The organism is Synechococcus sp. A18-25c (assembly GCF_014280035.1).
GTDB lineage: Bacteria > Cyanobacteriota > Cyanobacteriia > PCC-6307 > Cyanobiaceae > Synechococcus_C.
This window is the reverse complement of the sequence record NZ_CP047957.1, coordinates 1,120,631-1,139,162: the sequence shown is the minus strand read 5'-3', so window position 1 is coordinate 1,139,162 and position 18,532 is coordinate 1,120,631. Positions and strand designations below refer to the sequence as shown.

General features: G+C 52.5%; 26 protein-coding genes. 13 read left to right on the top strand and 13 right to left on the bottom strand.

All coding sequences use genetic code 11. The features are described 5' to 3' along the window. Positions 1-113 precede the first annotated feature (113 nt). The 3 genes from SynA1825c_RS13770 to SynA1825c_RS06315 all read left to right on the top strand — a co-directional run bounded on the left by SynA1825c_RS13770 (position 114) and on the right by SynA1825c_RS06315 (position 1,114). On the top strand, positions 114-551 hold the full coding sequence (locus SynA1825c_RS13770; RefSeq protein ID WP_370593792.1) for a hypothetical protein: 438 nt from the start codon (positions 114-116) through the stop codon (positions 549-551). A 171-nt stretch (positions 552-722) separates the two neighbouring features. Further along, positions 723-830, top strand: a complete 108-nt coding sequence (locus SynA1825c_RS06320) for a DUF4278 domain-containing protein (RefSeq protein ID WP_186470781.1) — start codon at positions 723-725, stop codon at positions 828-830. Between the two features lie 119 nt (positions 831-949). Further along, complete coding sequence (locus SynA1825c_RS06315; RefSeq protein ID WP_186470780.1) at positions 950-1,114, top strand: hypothetical protein; 165 nt, start codon at positions 950-952, stop codon at positions 1,112-1,114. Positions 1,115-1,127: 13 nt separating this feature from the next. On the opposite strand, the gene SynA1825c_RS06310 is transcribed toward SynA1825c_RS06315, so the two are convergent. Continuing rightward, positions 1,128-1,421 carry a 2Fe-2S iron-sulfur cluster-binding protein gene (locus tag SynA1825c_RS06310; protein ID WP_186470779.1) on the bottom strand — a complete coding sequence of 98 codons (294 nt, stop codon included), beginning with the start codon at positions 1,419-1,421 and terminating at the stop codon, positions 1,128-1,130. Between the two features lie 159 nt (positions 1,422-1,580). Between SynA1825c_RS06310 and SynA1825c_RS06305 the strand changes: the two genes are divergently transcribed. Beyond that, positions 1,581-2,132 (top strand): hypothetical protein, encoded by a 552-nt coding sequence (locus tag SynA1825c_RS06305; protein WP_222930032.1) that lies wholly within the window; start codon positions 1,581-1,583, stop codon positions 2,130-2,132. Positions 2,133-2,144: 12 nt separating this feature from the next. Here the strand turns inward: SynA1825c_RS06305 and SynA1825c_RS06300 are convergent, their stop codons facing one another. Both SynA1825c_RS06300 and SynA1825c_RS06295 read right to left on the bottom strand, forming a co-directional pair. Continuing rightward, entirely contained in the window at positions 2,145-3,104 is a 960-nt protein-coding gene (locus SynA1825c_RS06300; protein WP_186470777.1) for an SDR family NAD(P)-dependent oxidoreductase, read from the bottom strand. 207 nt (positions 3,105-3,311) lie between these two features. Continuing rightward, positions 3,312-4,115, bottom strand: a complete 804-nt coding sequence (locus SynA1825c_RS06295) for an SdiA-regulated domain-containing protein (RefSeq protein WP_186470776.1) — start codon at positions 4,113-4,115, stop codon at positions 3,312-3,314. A gap of 453 nt (positions 4,116-4,568) precedes the next feature. On the opposite strand from SynA1825c_RS06295, the gene SynA1825c_RS06290 reads away from it, so the two are divergent. Then, complete coding sequence (locus tag SynA1825c_RS06290) at positions 4,569-4,967, top strand: hypothetical protein (protein ID WP_186470775.1); 399 nt, start codon at positions 4,569-4,571, stop codon at positions 4,965-4,967. A 237-nt stretch (positions 4,968-5,204) separates the two neighbouring features. Here the strand turns inward: SynA1825c_RS06290 and SynA1825c_RS13625 are convergent, their stop codons facing one another. Next, positions 5,205-5,327 (bottom strand): hypothetical protein, encoded by a 123-nt coding sequence (locus SynA1825c_RS13625; protein WP_255478472.1) that lies wholly within the window; start codon positions 5,325-5,327, stop codon positions 5,205-5,207. Positions 5,328-5,428: 101 nt separating this feature from the next. On the opposite strand from SynA1825c_RS13625, the gene SynA1825c_RS13530 reads away from it, so the two are divergent. After that, a complete protein-coding gene (locus SynA1825c_RS13530) occupies positions 5,429-5,572 on the top strand; it encodes a hypothetical protein (protein ID WP_222930031.1) in 144 nt (47 codons plus the stop codon). On the opposite strand, the gene SynA1825c_RS06280 is transcribed toward SynA1825c_RS13530, so the two are convergent. The 4 genes from SynA1825c_RS06280 to SynA1825c_RS13525 all read right to left on the bottom strand — a co-directional run bounded on the left by SynA1825c_RS06280 (position 5,553) and on the right by SynA1825c_RS13525 (position 7,700). Beyond that, complete coding sequence (locus tag SynA1825c_RS06280; RefSeq protein WP_222930041.1) at positions 5,553-5,726, bottom strand: hypothetical protein; 174 nt, start codon at positions 5,724-5,726, stop codon at positions 5,553-5,555. The genes SynA1825c_RS13530 and SynA1825c_RS06280 overlap by 20 nt on opposite strands. A 79-nt stretch (positions 5,727-5,805) precedes the next feature. Then, the gene (locus SynA1825c_RS06275) at positions 5,806-6,462 is read right to left on the bottom strand and encodes a phycobilisome rod-core linker polypeptide (RefSeq protein ID WP_255477100.1); all 657 of its coding nucleotides are present in this window, start codon (positions 6,460-6,462) and stop codon (positions 5,806-5,808) included. A 363-nt stretch (positions 6,463-6,825) separates the two neighbouring features. After that, positions 6,826-7,050, bottom strand: coding sequence for a hypothetical protein (locus tag SynA1825c_RS06270; RefSeq protein ID WP_186470771.1), 225 nt, complete (start codon positions 7,048-7,050; stop codon positions 6,826-6,828). Positions 7,051-7,094: 44 nt separating this feature from the next. Next, positions 7,095-7,700 (bottom strand): hypothetical protein, encoded by a 606-nt coding sequence (locus SynA1825c_RS13525; RefSeq protein ID WP_186501449.1) that lies wholly within the window; start codon positions 7,698-7,700, stop codon positions 7,095-7,097. Positions 7,701-8,974: 1,274 nt separating this feature from the next. Between SynA1825c_RS13525 and SynA1825c_RS06260 the strand changes: the two genes are divergently transcribed. Then, positions 8,975-9,352: an AbrB family transcriptional regulator gene (locus tag SynA1825c_RS06260; RefSeq protein WP_186470769.1), complete on the top strand. Its 378-nt coding sequence runs from the start codon at positions 8,975-8,977 to the stop codon at positions 9,350-9,352. Between the two features lie 108 nt (positions 9,353-9,460). Here the strand turns inward: SynA1825c_RS06260 and SynA1825c_RS06255 are convergent, their stop codons facing one another. Then, a complete protein-coding gene (locus SynA1825c_RS06255; RefSeq protein WP_186470768.1) occupies positions 9,461-9,871 on the bottom strand; it encodes a phage holin family protein in 411 nt (136 codons plus the stop codon). A gap of 116 nt (positions 9,872-9,987) precedes the next feature. Here SynA1825c_RS06255 and SynA1825c_RS06250 point away from each other — a divergent pair, with 116 nt between their 5' ends. Both SynA1825c_RS06250 and SynA1825c_RS06245 read left to right on the top strand, forming a co-directional pair. After that, positions 9,988-10,626 carry a DUF3598 family protein gene (locus SynA1825c_RS06250; RefSeq protein WP_255478471.1) on the top strand — a complete coding sequence of 213 codons (639 nt, stop codon included), beginning with the start codon at positions 9,988-9,990 and terminating at the stop codon, positions 10,624-10,626. Positions 10,627-11,312: 686 nt separating this feature from the next. After that, positions 11,313-11,519, top strand: a complete 207-nt coding sequence (locus tag SynA1825c_RS06245; RefSeq protein ID WP_186470767.1) for a chlorophyll a/b-binding protein — start codon at positions 11,313-11,315, stop codon at positions 11,517-11,519. 236 nt (positions 11,520-11,755) lie between these two features. Here the strand turns inward: SynA1825c_RS06245 and SynA1825c_RS06240 are convergent, their stop codons facing one another. After that, entirely contained in the window at positions 11,756-11,962 is a 207-nt protein-coding gene (locus SynA1825c_RS06240; protein ID WP_186470766.1) for a hypothetical protein, read from the bottom strand. Between the two features lie 191 nt (positions 11,963-12,153). Here SynA1825c_RS06240 and SynA1825c_RS06235 point away from each other — a divergent pair, with 191 nt between their 5' ends. Together SynA1825c_RS06235 and SynA1825c_RS06230 are read left to right on the top strand one after the other, a co-directional pair. Further along, the gene (locus SynA1825c_RS06235) at positions 12,154-12,342 is read left to right on the top strand and encodes a hypothetical protein (protein WP_186470765.1); all 189 of its coding nucleotides are present in this window, start codon (positions 12,154-12,156) and stop codon (positions 12,340-12,342) included. Between the two features lie 75 nt (positions 12,343-12,417). Continuing rightward, positions 12,418-13,257, top strand: a complete 840-nt coding sequence (locus SynA1825c_RS06230) for an alpha/beta hydrolase (RefSeq protein WP_186470764.1) — start codon at positions 12,418-12,420, stop codon at positions 13,255-13,257. Here SynA1825c_RS06230 and SynA1825c_RS06225 read toward each other — a convergent pair. From SynA1825c_RS06225 to SynA1825c_RS06220, 3 genes are all read right to left on the bottom strand, one after another. Further along, positions 13,239-13,799: a J domain-containing protein gene (locus SynA1825c_RS06225; protein WP_370593791.1), complete on the bottom strand. Its 561-nt coding sequence runs from the start codon at positions 13,797-13,799 to the stop codon at positions 13,239-13,241. The two genes, SynA1825c_RS06230 and SynA1825c_RS06225, sit on opposite strands and share 19 nt — an antisense overlap. Further along, complete coding sequence (locus SynA1825c_RS13765; RefSeq protein ID WP_370593790.1) at positions 13,796-13,936, bottom strand: hypothetical protein; 141 nt, start codon at positions 13,934-13,936, stop codon at positions 13,796-13,798. Before SynA1825c_RS13765 ends, SynA1825c_RS06225 begins: the two co-directional genes overlap by 4 nt. A 230-nt stretch (positions 13,937-14,166) precedes the next feature. Beyond that, positions 14,167-14,508: a hypothetical protein gene (locus SynA1825c_RS06220; RefSeq protein WP_186470762.1), complete on the bottom strand. Its 342-nt coding sequence runs from the start codon at positions 14,506-14,508 to the stop codon at positions 14,167-14,169. A gap of 351 nt (positions 14,509-14,859) precedes the next feature. On the opposite strand from SynA1825c_RS06220, the gene SynA1825c_RS06215 reads away from it, so the two are divergent. Beyond that, positions 14,860-16,302 (top strand): hypothetical protein, encoded by a 1,443-nt coding sequence (locus tag SynA1825c_RS06215; RefSeq protein WP_186470761.1) that lies wholly within the window; start codon positions 14,860-14,862, stop codon positions 16,300-16,302. Further along, positions 16,299-18,527, top strand: coding sequence for a peptidase domain-containing ABC transporter (locus SynA1825c_RS06210; RefSeq protein WP_255478470.1), 2,229 nt, complete (start codon positions 16,299-16,301; stop codon positions 18,525-18,527). The genes SynA1825c_RS06215 and SynA1825c_RS06210 overlap by 4 nt, the downstream gene beginning before the upstream one ends. Positions 18,528-18,532 lie beyond the last annotated feature (5 nt).

The following is an 18,532-nucleotide window of genomic DNA, read 5'->3' as shown; positions in this document are numbered from 1 at the left end:
GCCACACCTGAAAAAAAAAGGATCGAGCCCACCAGCGGCAGGGCAAGGCAGCGTCCGGCTCGAATGCGTGTTCATGCCGATTGTTTTTCCCCGACTGCGGATCTATCTCTGTATTGATTGATACAGGAGGATCCAATGACGGATGCCACTCCACCACAGCACGATCGCCGCTCGATCTGAGAGGGAGGTCCTTCATTGGCGCCCAGCGCGAGCCTCTCTCTGCCATCGCAGAACCCGGAGACACCATGCTGATCAACAAGCACAAGAACACCGTCCAGCCCACCGAGCCGCTGCTGAACACCGTCAGCGCCTCAATGGAATGCCAGGCACGCAACGATCGTCAGACCTATTTCTCGATCACCCGAAGCCTTGTGAAGGCCCAGTTTCAGTTGGCTGACCAGGAGCTGAGCCAACGCGTCTGGCAAGACGTGGCCGACCGCGACCTCGAAGTGGGCCGGATCATCCATCTGATGTATGGCTGCTGGTTTCACGGCGACAACGAGGCCATGACCGAAACCGACGATCAATTCCTGTCGATGAGCGTGATGTAGCCCCGCGTAACAAGTCTCCCCTGTGTATCCGCGTGAACAACACGGGGGTTGACCAAGGCGTTATAAAAAGTCTGTAGCAACCGCTACCTACAACGTTCACCTCACGTTTCGTGAGGCGCAGTTCGACTCAGGCCATGGAACGGGGACCTGAGCTTGCTTCGAGGAACCCTCATGACCCTGACCTATCGCGGCCAGAAGTACGTCGTCAACCACGCTCCCGCTGAGCGCAATCAGTCGGCCAACGTCGTCTATCGCGGTCAAAAGCTCACCAGCAAATGACCTTCAGGCATTCGCCAACTCTCCAAGCCCCACTCCGGTGGGGCTTTTTTTGATGCCAGCAGGAGAGTCTCCAGCCAAAACAAAGCCAAGATTTAGGCTGAGGAATTCACCTTCACTTCATGCACGAGGTCAGGAAGTTCAGAGTCGCTTTTGCCAAACAGGGAACCAACGCCATCAGCAACGGCAACATCATCCAAGCCCTCGACCTTGAAGCCGCCCGCAAGATCGCCAAAACAATGGCGACCCCCAGAGAGGAAGTGGTGTTCGTGAAGCAGTGCGACTAGGCGCCAACCGCACTCAGAACAACTGCTCCTCCGCCTCCGCCTCAATCTTGCAATCGCTTTTGGGGTAGGCAACACAAAGCAGACCGAAACCCTGCTCCATTTGCTCATCATCCAGGAAGCTCTGATCGCTTTGATCGAGATCGCCAGAGATGACCTTGCCAGCGCAGGTGGAGCAGGCTCCAGCCCGGCAGGAATAGGGAAGTTCAACCCCGGCTTCTTCGGCCGCATCCAGGATGTATTGATCACCCTCACACGTGAAAGACTGCTCGGATTCCTTGCCGATCATCGTGATTGTGAATGATGCCATCGGTTCTTGACGCAGATATCCACCACAGTCATTCACCCCAACCAAAATCACGAACAATTGGCGCATTCTCTTTGGGATCACGTCATCAAACGAGGATATGTATCAACAGCAACGAAACATTCGCGGTCATGATTGCGACGGCAGGAACACACAAACCACTTGGATATCAAACAGGTCGTGTCGTACTGGCTGATGCCCGATCAGCAAACAGCAGCGGCACTGAAGCAGATTTCTGACTGCGCACAGCAGCAGCTGAATGGCTGCTGGCTGCCGCCGCACATCACCCTTTACAGCGACCATCTCGACAGCTTCGATCTGGCGATCGAACACCTGATCGCTGCTGCAAAACAGCATCAACCACTCCAGCTTCAGCCACAGGCGATCGAAGCTGGTGCCGCATTCACGCAAAGCCTGATGCTCCGCTTCAGCGTGGAACAGAGTGAGAAGGCTGCGCAAGCCGCACTGCAGGCCTGGTCTCAAAACCTCTGCCACCGCTCCGCCAATGCACTGAGCTACCAACTGGACCCACATTTGAGCCTGCTTTACAGCAACGACCCCTTGCCGACCCGACAGGCCTGCGCCGCAAGCCTGACACCCCCTTCCAACTCCCTGCGCTTTGATCGCATCGGCGCCGTCAGCCATCCGTTCCGAATCGAGACAGCGGACGACATCGCAGCATTCACCCCACTCGCGAGCCAAAAGCTGGACTGATCGCGCAGACCCCTACAAACTGGCCAGCAAAGCCTCCGAGCCATTCCACAGCGCCGCCGCCTTGGCGAGATCAGTGGCTTCAGCACTGGTGTCGACCAGCTCAAAACGATGCACTCCAGGACGCACCAAGTGGTTGCTGCGGTAGCTGAATCCCGGCGTGGCAATCCCATCGTCGAGACACAGCGCTGTCAGTAAGGCACCGGCACGGGGCAGTGATTCCGTGAGGCGCAGCAGATCGCGGGCCACCCACGCAAACGCTGCCATTCCCAGAGGATTCTGCTGGCGGCTGTAGCGGAAAAAGCCCCCCGAGTCACGCGCAATCACCAACCCCGGACTCCAGGCCATCACCGGAATGGCGCCCTCAAGCCTCCGGTTCAGTTCCCGAGCCAACAACACATTGCAGAGCTTGCTGTCTTTGTAGGCCTTGTCGCCATCGAACACTGGGCTGCCATCCAGCATCGGGCAACCAGCGCCCTGATGCAGGCCGCTGAGATCACCAAGCCCAGCAGGCTTTCCCACCTTTCCGCCACCGCTGACCGGGTTGTGCACTTCCGAAGCAGTGATCACCACCCGCGGCCTTGAGGCAGCCCTCAGCAGAGGCAGCAGGGCCGTTGCCAACACCTGGTGCGCCAGCTGATTCACAGCAAACGTGAGCTCAATCCCCTGAGCGCTCCATCGGGGCTGACGCTCACCGGCGTACTGGAGGCCGGCATTGAGCACCACAGCATCCAGAGGCCAACCGCGCGCTAGCAGTTGATCCGTGGTTGCCCTCACCGCATCGAGATCCGCCAAGTCGCAAATCAGGGTTTGCGCGGCACCTGAGAGAGCTTGCAGGGTGAGGTCGGAACGGGCCTGATTGCGGCAAAGAATCGTGAGCTGATGCCCCCGCGCCGCCATCTGTTTGGCCGCCTCAAGACCGATGCCCGAACTCGCTCCGGTGAGCAGGAGCCGGCGGGGTTCAGCGTGAGACATGGAGCAGAGTCAAGGGACAATCTGATGACGCGCCGCAGGGGAAAGGGACGGCGGCAACGAAACTAACGATGTGCTGGCTCCTTCTCGTGACGCTGATGCTGTTAGCGCACGGATCGGACCACACCGCCACCAGTGGAGAGCTTGCTGGCCTTGGTGGAGGCCTCTCCAGACGTGATGGCACAGTTGCGTAGCAGGCCGTGATCCCACTCAACCCACGGCAGCAAGCTTGAACACATAAAGCCGTGCATCGCGGTCACTCACCACATACACACGGCCACACTCGGGATCAATCGCGACACCCTCGGCCTTGCGCACCAACCGGCGCTTGCCCTCGCCGATCTCCAGGTCAAGCCGTTGAAGCACCACGTCTTGCACCCAGTCGTACTGAAACAGGCACCGACCCTGATCGCTGACGATCCACAGGCTGTCGCTGCGGGGGTCGTAGCTCAGACCAGAAAAATCCAGCTTGTCTGGACCGACCTTCGGATGGGAGAAACCGTTGGCTTTGCTGAGAAAGCGCGACGACAAGATCGTGCGGCACTCCGCATCCAGCTCGATCAGCAACCCGGGCTGGGACTCCTTCACCACGAACACATGCTGGTTCACGGTGTTGACGGTGATCCCCTCCAGTCCCTTGTTATCGGGACGATGCGGGAAATGCTTCGCAACGGAGTCGTAATTGGCCATCGCGGCCAGGGGGTGCTGGTGCCGCTCACAGCGTCCTGCGATATCGATGATCAGCACCGCATTGGTCTCTTCCTGCACCGCAAACAGCTGCTTGCCATCGGCACTGAGCGCGATCCCTTCCAAGCCAGCCGCGCTGATGAAGAACGACTGCTGCAGCAACACCTGACCCTCGAGGTCGACGCAAAAGATCGCCTTGGTGTCGTCACAGACGGTGTAGAGCGCTGTGCGGTCCGCATTGAGCGTGAGGCCCGAGGGTTCATTCAGACCAATGCCGGGATCGCCGATGCGATAACTGCGGATTAGCTCGAGGCGGACTGAACCCATCAGCACCATTGCTGACGACTGCACCAATTCTGGTCTGAACCGCCAGCTCCAACCATGCTCTGACTCGGTGTCTTAGCGAGACCAAGCTTTCCGATCACACATCAACAACCTGCGAGGCCTGTTGCGACGTCGCAACTGCGAGAACTTGAACACGACGACTTGAAAGCGACGGAAGCATGCATTAAACCGTTCAAGACGCTACAAATGCCATCGCTATCTACACGAAGATGGAGGTCTGGGGGGACGCCATCTTCGCTGTGACCTTGCAGCCCTGCAATCAGTCACCTTTGCATTTCTGCATGGATGACTGGCGACTGCGGGATCGCTTCACATTTGGTTACGAGCAGAGCAAGTGAACGTTGTGCCAAACCTGCACAGCGGCACAGAACCTGCGAATGATCTCAGCCTTGGCTAGTAACGAAAAAAGGAGCCGTCTTGGCGATGAAACGTCTCTTGTTCAGCGTTGCCGCATTGCTTTTGGCCGCGATGTCGTCCCCTGCGCTAGCCAACGATTGGCGTGGAGGCGTCGTCACCATCCTGAATGGACGGGGCTTTCTCACTTATAAATTGATCGAAGTCAACGAGAAGCCAACTGAACGCTTCGCTGTTGGCTACGTCCTGGAAGGCAGCACGACAACGTCAGACGGGAAAACCTTGCCTTCGGCAGGTTGGATTGATTGCAAGGATGGATATTACGAATTCTGGAACGAAGTTGATCCGGCCAACTACACCTCCAGCAACGAAATCATGGGTGAGTTGAACACCATGGTCCGAGAATTCTGTGGAGGTCATTCCATCGACTACAGAGACTCTCCTTATTACAAAGAAAGTGGCAATGCTTTCTATTTATAAACCGATTTACATCATTTCCATCGAGCAAGCATGAGTTCGCTCCATCAAGCCTGAAACAGGTCAGTCATCTTGACGACTTGGTTGCCATTCGTCCCGTTGAACACCAGGGCAAGACCCTGTAATCACAGGCCTGAACTTTGGAGATTCCGGCTTTGAACGGTGGACTGAATGGCCCTTCCATCTAGTTCTCAGCAAACGACAACGCACGCACTTGCAGTTGCCAGCACCATTGATCCCTCACAAGACAGCCTCAACCACCGACCAACCCGCTTCGATGGTGAGAGAACTGGACGGGGCCACCTGGGGCTGGTCGATCGACGCCGCCACCCATGCGCGATCGCCAAGCCGCCAGCAATCCACCGAGCGAGATCTTCTCGCGACACTTTTTGATCGCCACCTCGAGCGTCTGCGATAACACTGCCCTGAAGTGTTCGATCGACACGCTTGATGCCGATCGAATCATGTTCTCAACGCATGATCCCTACGAAGACATCGAGCTGGCAGGACGCTGGATCGATCAAGCGCCGATTGATCCCCAAACAAAAACCATGATCTGTCGAACAACAGTTCAGACGCTGCTGCGGTTCACTCCTGATCAGGATTGAGGCTGAGCTGCTGCAGTCGATCAAACAGATCAGGGTCGGCCACGATGACCCTGCGACTGCCATCTTCAGCCATATAAGAAAGCCTTCCGTTGGCATCCAGCGTCAACGCGGTCATCGGCGTGATCGGCTCGGGATCAACCATGGGATCTGTCACGACACATCAACGTTGCACCAGCGAGGCCCCCAGAACAAGTCGAAACAACCTGCCTTGGTGGCCTCGCCGCTCCGATGGATCAGGAGCGGTAGTTGAACTTGCCGCCATACATGCGGCGATAGGCAGCATTGCTGGCGTTCTTGACGGCCTGGGTGTAGCAGAAGCCGCCACCATCAACGGAACCTGGAGCAACGTTAAAGATGCTGAGATCCTTGTTCAAACGCCTGATCAGCAGGCTTCCGGAAGACATGATGTTTCCGGAGCTGCCGTTCGCGGGCGTGAGATCGGCCATGCCAACGAAGGTGGAGCAGGCTGCCCGTGCTTCGGACTTGAAGCCGCGCAGATAAGGAACCGTGTCAGTACCGAAGGTTTCCAAATATTCCTCGGAATGCACAAGGCTGTCGGCAAAGGCATCAAAGCCCTGGTCAGCAATGATCTGAATGGCAGCGCTGATCTCGGCCTGACTGATCGGAGGACGACCCAGCAGGTGCTTCATCGTCAGCTCGACGCCGCGGATCGGCGAAACGGCATGGAAGAACTTCTGCTTATAGAGATCTGACTTCACCAGCCCTGCCATGAAATCGCGAACGCTGGTGCGGCCGTCTCGCAGGAAAGCCTCTTCAGACGCCAGGCGCTGGTTCCCGGTGATTCCGATGTTGCCAAAAACCTGCTTGTAACCAGCACTGATGGCGGCTTCAAGTGCACCATTCCCAGTGGCTGCATAGGAGTGGTTCACTGCTGAGAAGGGGCAGATCTCGTGCAGACGGGGACCAGCATCAATGCCCAAAGACGCGCAATGATTTTCTTTAAATTGTGCGGGAGATGTGGCTGCCTTGCCCTTGTTGGAACTGGCACTTTTGGCCGCATCATTGGTATTTGCATGCGCAAATGAGACAGGGTCTTGATGCGTGAAGTCCCGCTTGTACTTGACAGCAGCCATGTGGATTAATGAAATAATCGGGATTCAGGCATTTGCGATCGCGACGTCACACAAAAAACTTATTAATAGTTCAGACGAGCCATTGCTTGCGCTAAATATTAATTCACAGAAACTGGCAACAAGGCTTTCTGCAGCAGCGGTACCGGCAACCGCGGCGAACTAATCGATCCAACGGTCGGCATCCATAATCGTTTTGATCAACAAGCCAAGGCGCTTGAACTCAGCAAAGTTCAGTTCCTTCACAGCCTGATCCAGGCCACTGTCAACCCACTCCCCCTCACGTTTTTCGTAGATCGTGAAGTCCTGTTCGTGGGTCGCGCGACGAATGCAATAGGTCTTGCCGTCGTTATGCAGAAAATCAGCTGAGCGAAGTTGCAGTGCCATGAACCCCGCCTCCTGAGGAGGTTTGAATCGCCGGAGCGTAAATCTCAGCGCTTCAACTCAAGATCCAGCCGTCTGATCTCAACAGGTCGAGAGACAACCGGCACAGCGCTCACCTGCATCTGCTGGGCCTCAGGAACCGGACCGAATCCACAGCGCATCCGAGCCAGTTTCCAGGATTGGTTGATGCGATTTTGCACCTGCACCATCGAGGACATGAGGGTCATCGATGGCGTAAGTGCATCACAGATCACCTCAGTGGGTTGCGGGTCACCCGGACGTTGGATGGACAGCTTGAAAGCAACAGAGGTGCCTTCTTCATAACCGAGATCAAGACTGTTCCAGAAGCTCAACGTCCCGTCCCGAGGCAGGTCAATAGTGGCGACCTGGGGGCCCATGGCTTCGGCTGTGAACGAGAAACGTTTCAGCGCTTCACCACCGGTGCAGGACGTCAGCATGAACGGAACCACAAGGGCAGCCGCTGCACGGACAAGCTGATGGTGCGATTGCTCCATTCCAGAACCAGGCACGCCATTTGCACTTTCAGGGAGTCGCACTGAATCAGGCAATGCGCCTTCATGCTCATTGCTATTGCAGGCCTCAACACCAAAACTGGGTGCATCGAGATCGGAGGCGCTGATGACAGCCGACACTCCACCCAACCAGATCGCAGGAGCTTTCTGACTTTTTCGGCCCCCTGCTCCAACAGTTTCCACCCACCCGTGAGGCTGGTCCTTCGACAGGCAAACATCCGGTGCGCCAGGTCGATCGACACTCCACTGCATCGTCAAGGCAGCCGCGTACTGCCGCAGGTGCCCCGGAGCTGCATAGCCCCACTTTTGGACGTCATGGCCCCAGGGATGCCACAGCCAGATGCTTCGACCCTTCTTCGACGGATGACGTGACGGGTTGAACGATGCACAAGCGAGCGATTTAGGCCGTCGTCTCCACCCGGAAACGATCGGCCTCCAAAATCTGAACACCATGTTCAGGACTCATTCCCCAGATCCCCTTCACTCCAGGGGGCCTGGGGTTGAGTTGTTTTTGAACTCAGTTTCAACACTTCAATGGTGCGGCGACCTGTCGAAACACACCAAGAATCTGTCTGGATCAAGAATCTGCATCAAGACAGAAAACGCAGTGGAACATTTCACGACAAACAACATCATCTCCACTCTCCATTCAAGTGTCGCGAGTGCAACAGCTGGTGAAGCGTGTGGATGAGAAGGACGTCAGCGAAGAGTGTCCATCACTGTGATCCCCGTCGCATCCATGGTCAACACAAGAACAACCAAGCCAAACCCCCTTGGTGACCATTGATCAAGTGCTTGAACAACCCTTGAAACGAAGAAGCGAGCGGCTTTCCAGCAGTGCTGGTCCTACAACAGATCCTTGAGCGGCCGATGAAAACGGTCTGAAGACGTTCTGTCTTGGCGATCTCCCCATCAGCATCTACCCGAACCGTCCTCTTGATCCCTTCTTAGGGGTCTGAAGGCTGGGCCGAATCCGAAACAAGCTCACAGTCAATACCGTCTGACATTGCTCAGACTCAAATAATGAGTTCATGACCAGATCAAGCGGGTCTTGCTTGAAACCACGACGTCGCCATGTCTAGAGAGGCTGCATCGTCCAATGCACCATGTGAGTTCCATCAGCACAGCTGATCGATCTTGAGGGCGACTGTCCTGTGATTGGGGGAGCCGGATGCAGGGTTGATTGATGTAGTTAGAGCACGAAGAATCCATCAGCGCCGGTCCAACCAGAAGAGCAGGCAAGAGCAGACTTCATCGCCGACGAATGAGGGCAGAGTTGAGCAAGGATCAAGACCAGCAAAATGACTGATCACTGCCTCACAACTCGATATCGCGGGCATTGACACCGAGGCATCCTCTTCTTTAATTTCAATTGAAAGACCCAAACTTCTCCCATGCTCACTGGTGCTGAACTGCTTGCCAAAGTCAAAGACCTTGGAGATGTGAGTAAAACCGATTTGGCCACAGCGTGTGGCTATGTCTCCAAGAAGAAAGACGGTTCAGACCGTGTGAACTTCACAGCGTTTTACGAAGCACTGCTCAACGCCAAGGGAGTTGATCTTGGTGGCGGTTCTGCAGGCGTCGGCAAAGGTGGGCGCAAGTTGTCCTACAAAGCTGTTGTTCAAGGCAACGGCAACCTCCTGGTGGGCAAGGCCTACACAGCCATGCTTGATTTGCAGCCTGGCGACGAGTTCACAATCAAACTTTCTAAGAAAAAAGGTGTGACCCTTGTTCCCATGGGTGCAGAAGACGAAGAAGGCAGCGAAGACTGATCCTCATCTGCCAACGGTGATGGTCGTTGATCAGGCTCTCCGAGGGAGGGCCTTTTTCATGCTGACTCGCCACGAAGACTGGTGTGGAGGCAAAACGAGCATCAGCGTTCAGCCGCCAGCCGCTCTGAGCAAGCCAACATCCCCTAGTCCCAAAACTCGGATGAACACAGTGCTCAGCACGCTGTAAGCCACAGCTCCGAGAAGAGCGCTGCTAAGACCATTTTTGAGGCGGAATCCATCCACCAGTGATGAAGCAAGAGCGAACAACATCACCGTGATAATCCAGTCGAACAACCAACTCACCGGTGCGATCAAGCCACCCAAGCTGGCCAACGCCCAAGGCAACGCAAGTGCCAGTTTCAAGGGAACAATCAACAAGGTCCCGAGCAGACCGATGACGACAGCCGAGGTCAGTGCCGATTGAAAACTGGACAGTTCCACGCCCAGCGGCATCACCGCCACAAGAAGCAACACGAAGCCCCGAACAGGCCATTGCAACAACCAGCCGATCAATCCCATCGGTACAACCTGAAGAGGATCTCAAGCTAGGTGTCACCGAGGGTGGTTTTTCAATGCTGCCTGCCTGAGGATCAGCAGCATCACTCGCACCAGACTCCCAGAGCTTTCTACGGTCCATGGGGAATGATCCAACGATGGTGAACCACGACCCCAGGGCCGCTCTACTGCAACACAACAGCGGCAGTTGGCAGGGATGCTTCATCCGATTGCGTGCGGATGGGAGCGAAAACGATCGATTCAACACCACACTGAGTGTGGAAGATGTGAACGGGGTGATCCAGACGAAGCTCACCTATCTCAACAGCGGCCAACAGCGCTCGATGAATTTCCTCGAGCTTCCCTACACCATGCAGGTGAGCCCAGCCGGGGGATGGACACTGGGGCCTAGCTCCATCACACCGTTCAACTGGGTGGGGGAAATGTGCGTCGTGCGAGGAGAAGAGCGCCGCCGGATTGTCGTGCGGCATGGCGCCAGCGGCCTCGATCAGGTGGTGTATGTCATTGAAGCCAAGGGGGCGACGCCACCAGAACCTCCTCGAATCCCAGTTCAATGCCGGATGGAGAAACAAGGAGATTGGAGCGTCTGGAGGCCGGAACCCGATGTGGAGTTGCTGCTCGACACAAGACAACGCTCCACTGGCGACACCACGGTCTGTGGCCTCCGCTGGATCGGCATCGAAGGTGACCGACGCCAGATCGTTCGTCGATACGACGCAAACGGCATGTTGCAGCCGCTCTCAGAATCCTGGCTTTGAAGGGTGCACACCGCTTCAACCAAAGACGAAAGAGACTGCAGAATGACAAAAAAAATCCCCGCCGAAGGCAGGGATTTGAAAACGCTTCAAGGGAGTGTTGCCTTGTTTCCACCCCGTGAGGCGTTTTTTCCTCACAGAACAAATATGGCAAGCCAACTGTCACAGTGACAATTGTTCTTGACCAGTTTGCCAACCGGTCGACCGCTTCCCAACGGCAGGCCGCAGCGAACAATCCATTGAAACGACCTTCGACTACACACATCCAATCCCACACACTTCTCTTGAACACACATCCACCTCACTCGATCCGTCACCCTGGATCTGTTCGCAGAGCTGTTGGACCAGCTTGAAGCGATCGCCAAGGCGAGGAGCTTCAGCCTGAGCCTTAGCTAAGCCGTCGAAGCAGCAATGCGGCGATCCCTTGGTGATCCGCACTCAGCAACAGCGCAGACGCACAAGACCGGGGAGCGCGCGAAGCCCTGACTCAGCAGATGGCCACACACATGCGCATGCTGCAAGACGAAGTTGACGGACTCAAACGACCAAACAACCAGCCTCCCCAGGCGTCGATCGCTGAGTACCTGCCCCCTTAGCGACGACTTCGCCCCAGGCCTTGAAGCGCGACCCGACAGAGCGTTGCATTCCTTCACACAAGCACTTAACATTGCTTTACACAGAAGGGTTTCATGAATTCCGCATCACAACCTCAAACGCAGGATCAATGGTTTCAGGATGCAGCGGCGTCCCAAATCAAGGGTGAGCGCCTCGTTCGAGCTGAGTTACTTAACGGCAGAGTCGCGATGCTGGGTTTCGTGATTGGCGTTGCCACCGAAGCATTGACCGGTCATGGCGTGCTGAGCCAGATCACTTTTGGCGTTCTTGGATTGAGCTGATGACGGACTACTCCATTTGGATTTACGCGATGCTCGCCTTCGGTGCCGCCATCACTGCCGCCGTGGTTTACACCCTGTCCAGGCCCAGCGACCTGCCTTATCTCAAGCGTGACCGCTGAGGGTGTTCTCGCCAACGAATCAATCCCTCGCAACGAGTTGCGGGGGTTTTTTATTGGAATTAATCGGCAACTGGCAGGCACACTGCCCCCATCAAAAGCAAGGCAACAGCGAGATGGTCAGCCATCGGTTTTGTTGTTGCCCATGGCTGCGAGACGCGCATCAGCCCAACGGGCGAAGAAGTAGACCCCTATGAAGAGAGGCAGATAAGCCATCCACATCCGTTCGGGAGCAATGCCGGCATTGTTAACGACTGCCAGGCCGCCATATCCAACAACGAAATAGATCGCTGCTCGCCTGAGGGCGCCCACCTGCTTGGGATTCATAATTCAACTCGCTCTGCGCGGAGCCTAAGAACGCATCGTTGTCTCGTCGTCATGGCGACACGTGCGCAAGTCTTGGATGTCATCCCGATTGGCATCGGTGCCATAACCCAATCAATGCATGGAATGGTCACTTTTGCCACTACCGAACTCGAGTGGTCTGCCAACCATGTTGTGAAGAAAGCACCCATCTCATGACCAGCGAACAGGCGATTGAACTGATTGGTGCTGCCGTTGACTACAGCCGTCAACGCAGCAAGCTTCTCAACAGCATGGAGCGAACATCGGAAGCGGAAGCCATTCGTCGTGAGTTCGAAGAGTGGTTAAACCCCTCGGGTGAATGCCTTCCCTTAATGCCCTGCCCTCGTCCTGAAGACTGCTGAAGATCAAGCAACCATCAGCGAAGTCACGCGGTCAACGTCATCACCTCGACATGATGGACCTCATGTCGAGGTGTGATGACGGATCAAAACATTTCGGCCAAGTCTCCGCTGTTGCTGATTCATCCCATCGGCGTTGGACTTTCAGCTCAGTTTTGGCATCGCTTCATCGATCACTGGTCTGAGACGGGCGATGGGCGCGAGCTCATTGCGCCTGATCTGCTTGGATGCGGCTTCGCAGCATGTCCCAGGCAGCCACTGACTCCGGAGGACTGGGCCACAGCATTATTGGAACCACTGAAGCGACGGAATTCACCGCCTGTGATCCTCGTAGCTCAAGGTGCATCGTTACCAATTGCCCTGGCCGTTATGGCCGAAGCTCCTCAATTGGTGAGCGGATTGATTGCGATAAGTCCCCCAGGATGGCGGGTGCTGAGGGACACGTTTCCAACGCAACGATCAAACCAACTCTGGAACGTTCTGTTCAATGGCACGCTTGGGACTCTCTTCTATCGCTATGCACGACGACGGAGCTTTCTAAACAGCTTTTCAAAGAACAATCTGTTTGCTTGTCAGGATGATGTGGATGAGGAGTGGATTGAGACACTCCATGAGGGTTCAAAAAAGATGGACACCCGCTGGGCCGTCTTCTCCTTTCTGGCGGGATTCTGGAGACGTGGCTGGGAACCCGCTCTCACAGCAGTCAACGTCCCGTTCCTGGTGGTCTTTGGCCGTTCAGCGACAGGGATCGGTCGCTCGAGCAACTGGGACGATGTTGAGGAGCGACTGAACACTTACAACTCCAAACTGAACAATGCTGTGATTCAGACCATCGACGGACGCAACGTTTTGCCCTACGAGTCAACCAAGCAATGTGTGAACTGCGTGCAGAGGTGGCTTCAAGACATCAGCAGTTGATAAGCATCATTCACGCGTCGGAAGGATTCAGCTGATCCACCCACATCCGGATGATGCTGCTTCACAAGCTGGCGAAATGCCTGCTTGATCACATCCTGCGTCGCTGACGCGTCAAGGCCGAGAACAGACAACGCGTCCATTCGTGGATCCCGTTCGCGCCAATCGCGGTCGGTTCTGCGTTGATCACTGCGTGTTCGGCGACCGGACCTGGCTGTTCGCTCACGTCGTTGGCGTTGGTGCAGCTCCTCCACAACCCGGGCAGGATCTTCATCCAACCATTCACTCGCTCGAACGCCATACAGGGCAAACGCAGCCAGAACGGCCATGGAACGTTTGCTGGAACGAGAACCAACAGCAGCAAAAAGGTCGGTCCCCAATCCAGTCACCAAGCGATCAAGCCGTTGCTGCAACGTCAGCTGAGCATGAAAGCTGTCACGGTTGAGCTGATCGATCAGTGCAACCAAGCCAGTGGCTCTCAGCTCGGTCCAGCCCCTCTGATCAGCAAGAGAAGCACCCCAACGTTGAACCTGCGTCGCTGTCACTCTCGGCGGAGACTGGGTTGACGACTGCTGCCATGACTCACGTGAGAAAGGCTCTCGCCGCGGTCGTTGCCATTGGCGACGTCGACAATGATCAAGCTCCAGCTCAAGGCGATGAACTTCACGGCGAAGGGAATCATTTTCGCGCAGGAGGGCTTCAACGTTGCTCGTTACACGCTCGCCGCGAGCCTTCCCGGTTGGGATGTCATGAGATGTCGCTGACCAATCACGAGGATCAAAACCCATGGTGATGAGGCCAAGCCTCAATTCAGCGTCGAAGGCCTCCAGCTTGGCATTAAAGGCCGAAGATCAGCACAGCATGGAAGCTCATCAGAGCGTTGGTGGAAGCTACTGCGCAACGAAGGCCGACTCAGTCGTAGTCAATGTCTTCAAAATCGCCAGAAAGACCAGACATGAAGGGACGATCTTCGCCAGGGTCTTCATTATCGAGAACGAAAGCTTTTAGGGCAGCATCTGCTGTGTAATGCACCAAGGGGTCATTCTGAAGATCAACACCCTGCATTTCAGGATGCCCGCCAACAAATCGCTTGGCTTGACGCCACTCTCCATAGCGCCGAACCATCTTGCTGGCAAGATGATCGAGCACTACTAGATTCAGCAAGACCAGAAGGCTGAATGCGGCAAGAGAAAGCATTTTCACTTCCTCCTCTAGGGTTATTGTCTCAGTTCTAAACCAAATATAAAGACGCACGCAAGGGTTTTTGTACTCAAAAACGAAGGGGACAGGACGAACAACAGCTCAGTGATACATGCAAATATGGATACTATAATATCTATCCCAAAAAGATTAAAAATTCAGGGTTGCAGTGAATCTCTAGAGAATGAAAACAAACTTATCAAAGCCTGTGCCTCCGGAAAGCAACAACTAAAAACAAGGCGCCAAAAGTCAGCAATACAAAACAAGCAAGAAATTCAACCTTAATGAATGAGACAACAACCAATGGCGGCAAAGAAAAAGGAGAGCAAGCAAGCTTGCAGGCACAAAATTCTCTGCTAAAATAAAAAATATGGCTTTGCAGCCAAGCGCAAATTAGTCTTCCGCATGGATAACAAGCTGCAAAATAAAGTGCCTAGGAAGATTTCGACAACTGCTGTTCTCAATTCTCCCAATGTCATTGCTGGAGGAATTTTTATAGGGTTAGCAGGGATAACTGCAGTTTGGGGTTTCACAGCACCAATCCCAGTGCAGGTCAATGGACTTGGCGTTCTCGCCCCAGTTGACGGTCTTTTCACTTATCAGTCTCAATCAGCAGGGAGGATCCTTCTCCCGTTTACACAAAACAAACAGACCAAAGAAGTTGAATATATGATTCCAAGTTGGTCCCAAAGAGCCTACGCATTTAACACCAACAGCAAAACCACAACATTTGAAGAATCAGTTGTATTGACCGAACAGATCCTCGACTATTTGAATCAACTCCAAACAAGCCGTATGCCAATGAGCTTATTCAGTGGTGGGCTTGAAACAGGTGGCAACTACACTGTCAAAATGAACGAAGGCGATATTGTTGCAATCATCGACCAACCGTCTGCAAGGCAAGAACTTCAAAACAATCTCCTCAGCCTTAAGAGGTCGATTTCAAATTACCAAAATCTAATCAAAATCAATCAAGAGTCTTTAGCGCTCAGTAAAAAAGTTGAGGAGTCACAGAACGCGCTGATACAACCACTCGGACCACTCGTAAAAGAGGGTTTCGTATCTCAACTCGAGCTGAATCAAGCCCTTGCCGAAACAACGCAATCGAGAATTGCAGTCTCTGACTTGTCATCAAATTTGCAACGTCTAGAGCTTGAAATTAAGAATAATCAATCAAATCTAATCGATTCATTATCTCAATTCCTGAGAGATTCTGTAGTATTTGCATTTGATGCTGCCTATGTTCAATCATTTACATCAAGTCAATGGGACTTTGTTCAACCTGGTTCAGAAATTATGACCGTCAGTTGGTCAAATGTTTCAGAGCCATCCGTAATCCCTGTCTTTATCGATCAGCGTGCTGCAACTCAGGTGGACATTGGCCAAGAAGTCATTTTGACGCCTTTGGGCTTTAGTTCAGCCGAAATCGGTGGAATCAAAGGTCAAATAGACTCACTTGAATCAATCCCTTTCACCACAGCAACACTGGCTTCGAGGTTGAATTCTCAAGGCCTGGCGACTGTGGTTAGCCCACAGGGAAGTGTTTACCAGGTGAATGTGAGATTAAAAACGAGAGATCTCACAAAACTACGCAAGGAAGCGAGCACAACAGCATCGGTACCGATCCTCGACGGTGAGACCAATTCAATCGTGCGCGACAAAAGTGGTCGATATGTTTGGAATAACAGAAGTAACCCTCCGATCTCTCCAAGAGAAGGGTTTTTACTCTCCACCCAAATCACGACCAGAGTCAGCACGCCAATCCAAATGCTGATACCAGCACTCAGAGAAATAATCGGGATCGCACCTCCGGATAAGTTAATCCGTTTAGAACTTAATCAGCCATGAAAAAAACTCTAATACCAGCATTCTTCCGAAGGAAAGTTCCACTCGTTCTTCAATACGAGATGGTTGAATGCGGAGCAGCATCATTATCAATGATTCTCCAATATTTTGGTAAGTATTTGCCATTATCGGATCTTCGTTATCAATGCGGAGTCAGTCGAGATGGTAGCAATATGTTAAACCTCAAGAAAGCTGCAATTCACTACGGCCTCAATGTAAAAGTAGGCAAACAAAGACCAAGAGAAATCCTAGATGGAAAAGTAGATTTTCCCTGCATTGCTTGGTGGAATTACAACCATTTTGTCGTCTTTGAAAGTACGAATGGAAAGTTTTTACGCATTGCTGATCCTGGTGGAGGTAAATACAAAGTCAGTGAAACGGAGCTGAGCAATAAATTTTCAGGTTTACTCTTACAGTTTAACAAGCAAGATACTTTCGAGAAATCAGGGCGGCCCGAGCGGGAAATTCTCAACTTTCTGCCGATTATAGGAGGCTATCAAGTTTCGATTTATTTTCTCTTATTGATATCCACTGCGCTGCTCGTGACATCACTTGCAACACCTGGATTATCGGGTGCATTTGTTCAATCATTTTTAGGGGACCAAAGGTATGAACTTGGGCTTCCCATTATGTGGTTGTCATTGTTGATGGTCATTCTGGCAGCGTCTCTGACTAGTGTTCAATTGAATGTCGTCCGACGACTTGCTCTCTCCATTCAAAGACGATTATCTGTCGAAATATCCTTCAAAATATTATCAGTCGACTATCAATTTTACACGAGTCGATTCATTGGTGACATCGCAAGCAGACTTAAACTGTCTGAGAACATTGCCAACACATTGATCAATCAGTTCCTAATATTCGTCCTGGGCCTGATCGGAGCTGCTTTAATCATCCCTTTTTTACTTTTAATCTCATGGCAATTGACGGTCATATCTCTAATTTATGTACTGGTTAACATTACACTAGCATCGATTGCTGCCAGTATGTTAATTGATTCAAATCGATCAATTCAGGTTGAATTAGGCAAAGTCTATGGCATCACAGTGAGAATGCTGAGTGATACAAGAACGATCAAAGCATCGGGACTTGAAAACAGATATTTATCGACGTATCAAGATTTTTATAGTCCCATTTTAGAGAAAAGCCAAGAGGTTCAGAGCAAAATGAATTCCTTTGACTTTCTCACAGATTTATCAAATACACTTTATAACTACGGAACGATTGCTTTCTCAGGTTTTTTGGTGATGCAGGGAAGCATGAATTTGGCTGGATTTATGGCTTTCCAAGTTTTACGCAACGAAATCACAGGCCCTCTACTCAGCGTTTCAAATCTTTTGGATCAACTCCAGCAAGCTGAAGCTGAGCTTGGAAGACTTCAAGACTTAAGATTGGTTGAAAATGACCCCAAGGTGCGATCCCTTGATCAGTACAAATCACAATTAGTTGATTCGAAGCTTAATTTCGAATCTGATAACAAGCAAACTCAACTTAAAATTAACAAGCCAAAATCAATTAGCGTCATTAACGTAGATCAGACATTTTCACCCTTGTCTCCAAATGTTTTAACTGACATCAATATAAGAATAAAGGATGGAGAGTTAATTAGTATCATTGGCCCAAGTGGGTCGGGGAAATCGACCCTCATCAAAAATTTGGTTGGTCTCTATCAACCTTCTAAAGGGCAGATTCTCTACGGTGATCATGACTGGATGGAATATGACGATGAGACAATTCGGCGGTCGTTCGCTTATGTTTCGCAAGAAACCAACATATTCCGCGGAACAATCTATGACAATTTAACCATGTATAACGATAACTACGATCTTGATCATGTCAGGGAAATAGCAAAAATCGCTTGTTTTGACGACGTTGTGATGAATATGCCTCAAGGATACTCTCAATATTTGGGCGATAATGGCAACGGTTTAAGTGGCGGACAATTACAACGTCTCTCAATTACTAGAGCGTTACTAACCGCACCCAATATACTTTTTCTTGATGAGGCTACAAGTGCATTAGACGTGCCAACTGAGCGAATGGTTATACAAAACATCAAGAACTTAAATTTGACCGTGATTGCAGTCGCACACAGACTTCTTACTGCAAAGCTGTCTGATCAGGTTGTTGTTTTAGACAAAGGATACATCAAAGAATCTGGTCACCCCAACGAGTTGATGAAAGTTGATAATTCACTTTTCAAACAACTCATCGATCAGGAAGATTGAGCACT

Excerpts from the sequence above, each read along its gene's own strand:
- SynA1825c_RS06295 (WP_186470776.1), bottom strand. The coding sequence starts at position 4,115 with ATGGGTTCAGTCCGCCTCGAGCTAATCCGCAGTTATCGCATCGGCGAT.
- SynA1825c_RS06310 (WP_186470779.1), bottom strand. The coding sequence starts at position 1,421 with ATGGCATCATTCACAATCACGATGATCGGCAAGGAATCCGAGCAGTCT.
- SynA1825c_RS06215 (WP_186470761.1), top strand. The coding sequence starts at position 14,860 with ATGGATAACAAGCTGCAAAATAAAGTGCCTAGGAAGATTTCGACAACT.
- SynA1825c_RS13530 (WP_222930031.1), top strand. The coding sequence starts at position 5,429 with ATGTTCTCAACGCATGATCCCTACGAAGACATCGAGCTGGCAGGACGC.
- SynA1825c_RS06255 (WP_186470768.1), bottom strand. The coding sequence starts at position 9,871 with ATGGGATTGATCGGCTGGTTGTTGCAATGGCCTGTTCGGGGCTTCGTG.
- SynA1825c_RS06235 (WP_186470765.1), top strand. The coding sequence starts at position 12,154 with ATGACCAGCGAACAGGCGATTGAACTGATTGGTGCTGCCGTTGACTAC.
- SynA1825c_RS13765 (WP_370593790.1), bottom strand. The coding sequence starts at position 13,936 with ATGATTCCCTTCGCCGTGAAGTTCATCGCCTTGAGCTGGAGCTTGATC.
- SynA1825c_RS06245 (WP_186470767.1), top strand. The coding sequence starts at position 11,313 with ATGAATTCCGCATCACAACCTCAAACGCAGGATCAATGGTTTCAGGAT.
- SynA1825c_RS06315 (WP_186470780.1), top strand. The coding sequence starts at position 950 with ATGCACGAGGTCAGGAAGTTCAGAGTCGCTTTTGCCAAACAGGGAACC.
- SynA1825c_RS06270 (WP_186470771.1), bottom strand. The coding sequence starts at position 7,050 with ATGGCACTGCAACTTCGCTCAGCTGATTTTCTGCATAACGACGGCAAG.
- SynA1825c_RS06300 (WP_186470777.1), bottom strand. The coding sequence starts at position 3,104 with ATGTCTCACGCTGAACCCCGCCGGCTCCTGCTCACCGGAGCGAGTTCG.
- SynA1825c_RS06260 (WP_186470769.1), top strand. The coding sequence starts at position 8,975 with ATGCTCACTGGTGCTGAACTGCTTGCCAAAGTCAAAGACCTTGGAGAT.
- SynA1825c_RS06230 (WP_186470764.1), top strand. The coding sequence starts at position 12,418 with ATGACGGATCAAAACATTTCGGCCAAGTCTCCGCTGTTGCTGATTCAT.
- SynA1825c_RS06320 (WP_186470781.1), top strand. The coding sequence starts at position 723 with ATGACCCTGACCTATCGCGGCCAGAAGTACGTCGTCAACCACGCTCCC.
- SynA1825c_RS06210 (WP_255478470.1), top strand. The coding sequence starts at position 16,299 with ATGAAAAAAACTCTAATACCAGCATTCTTCCGAAGGAAAGTTCCACTC.
- SynA1825c_RS06240 (WP_186470766.1), bottom strand. The coding sequence starts at position 11,962 with ATGAATCCCAAGCAGGTGGGCGCCCTCAGGCGAGCAGCGATCTATTTC.
- SynA1825c_RS06250 (WP_255478471.1), top strand. The coding sequence starts at position 9,988 with ATGGGGAATGATCCAACGATGGTGAACCACGACCCCAGGGCCGCTCTA.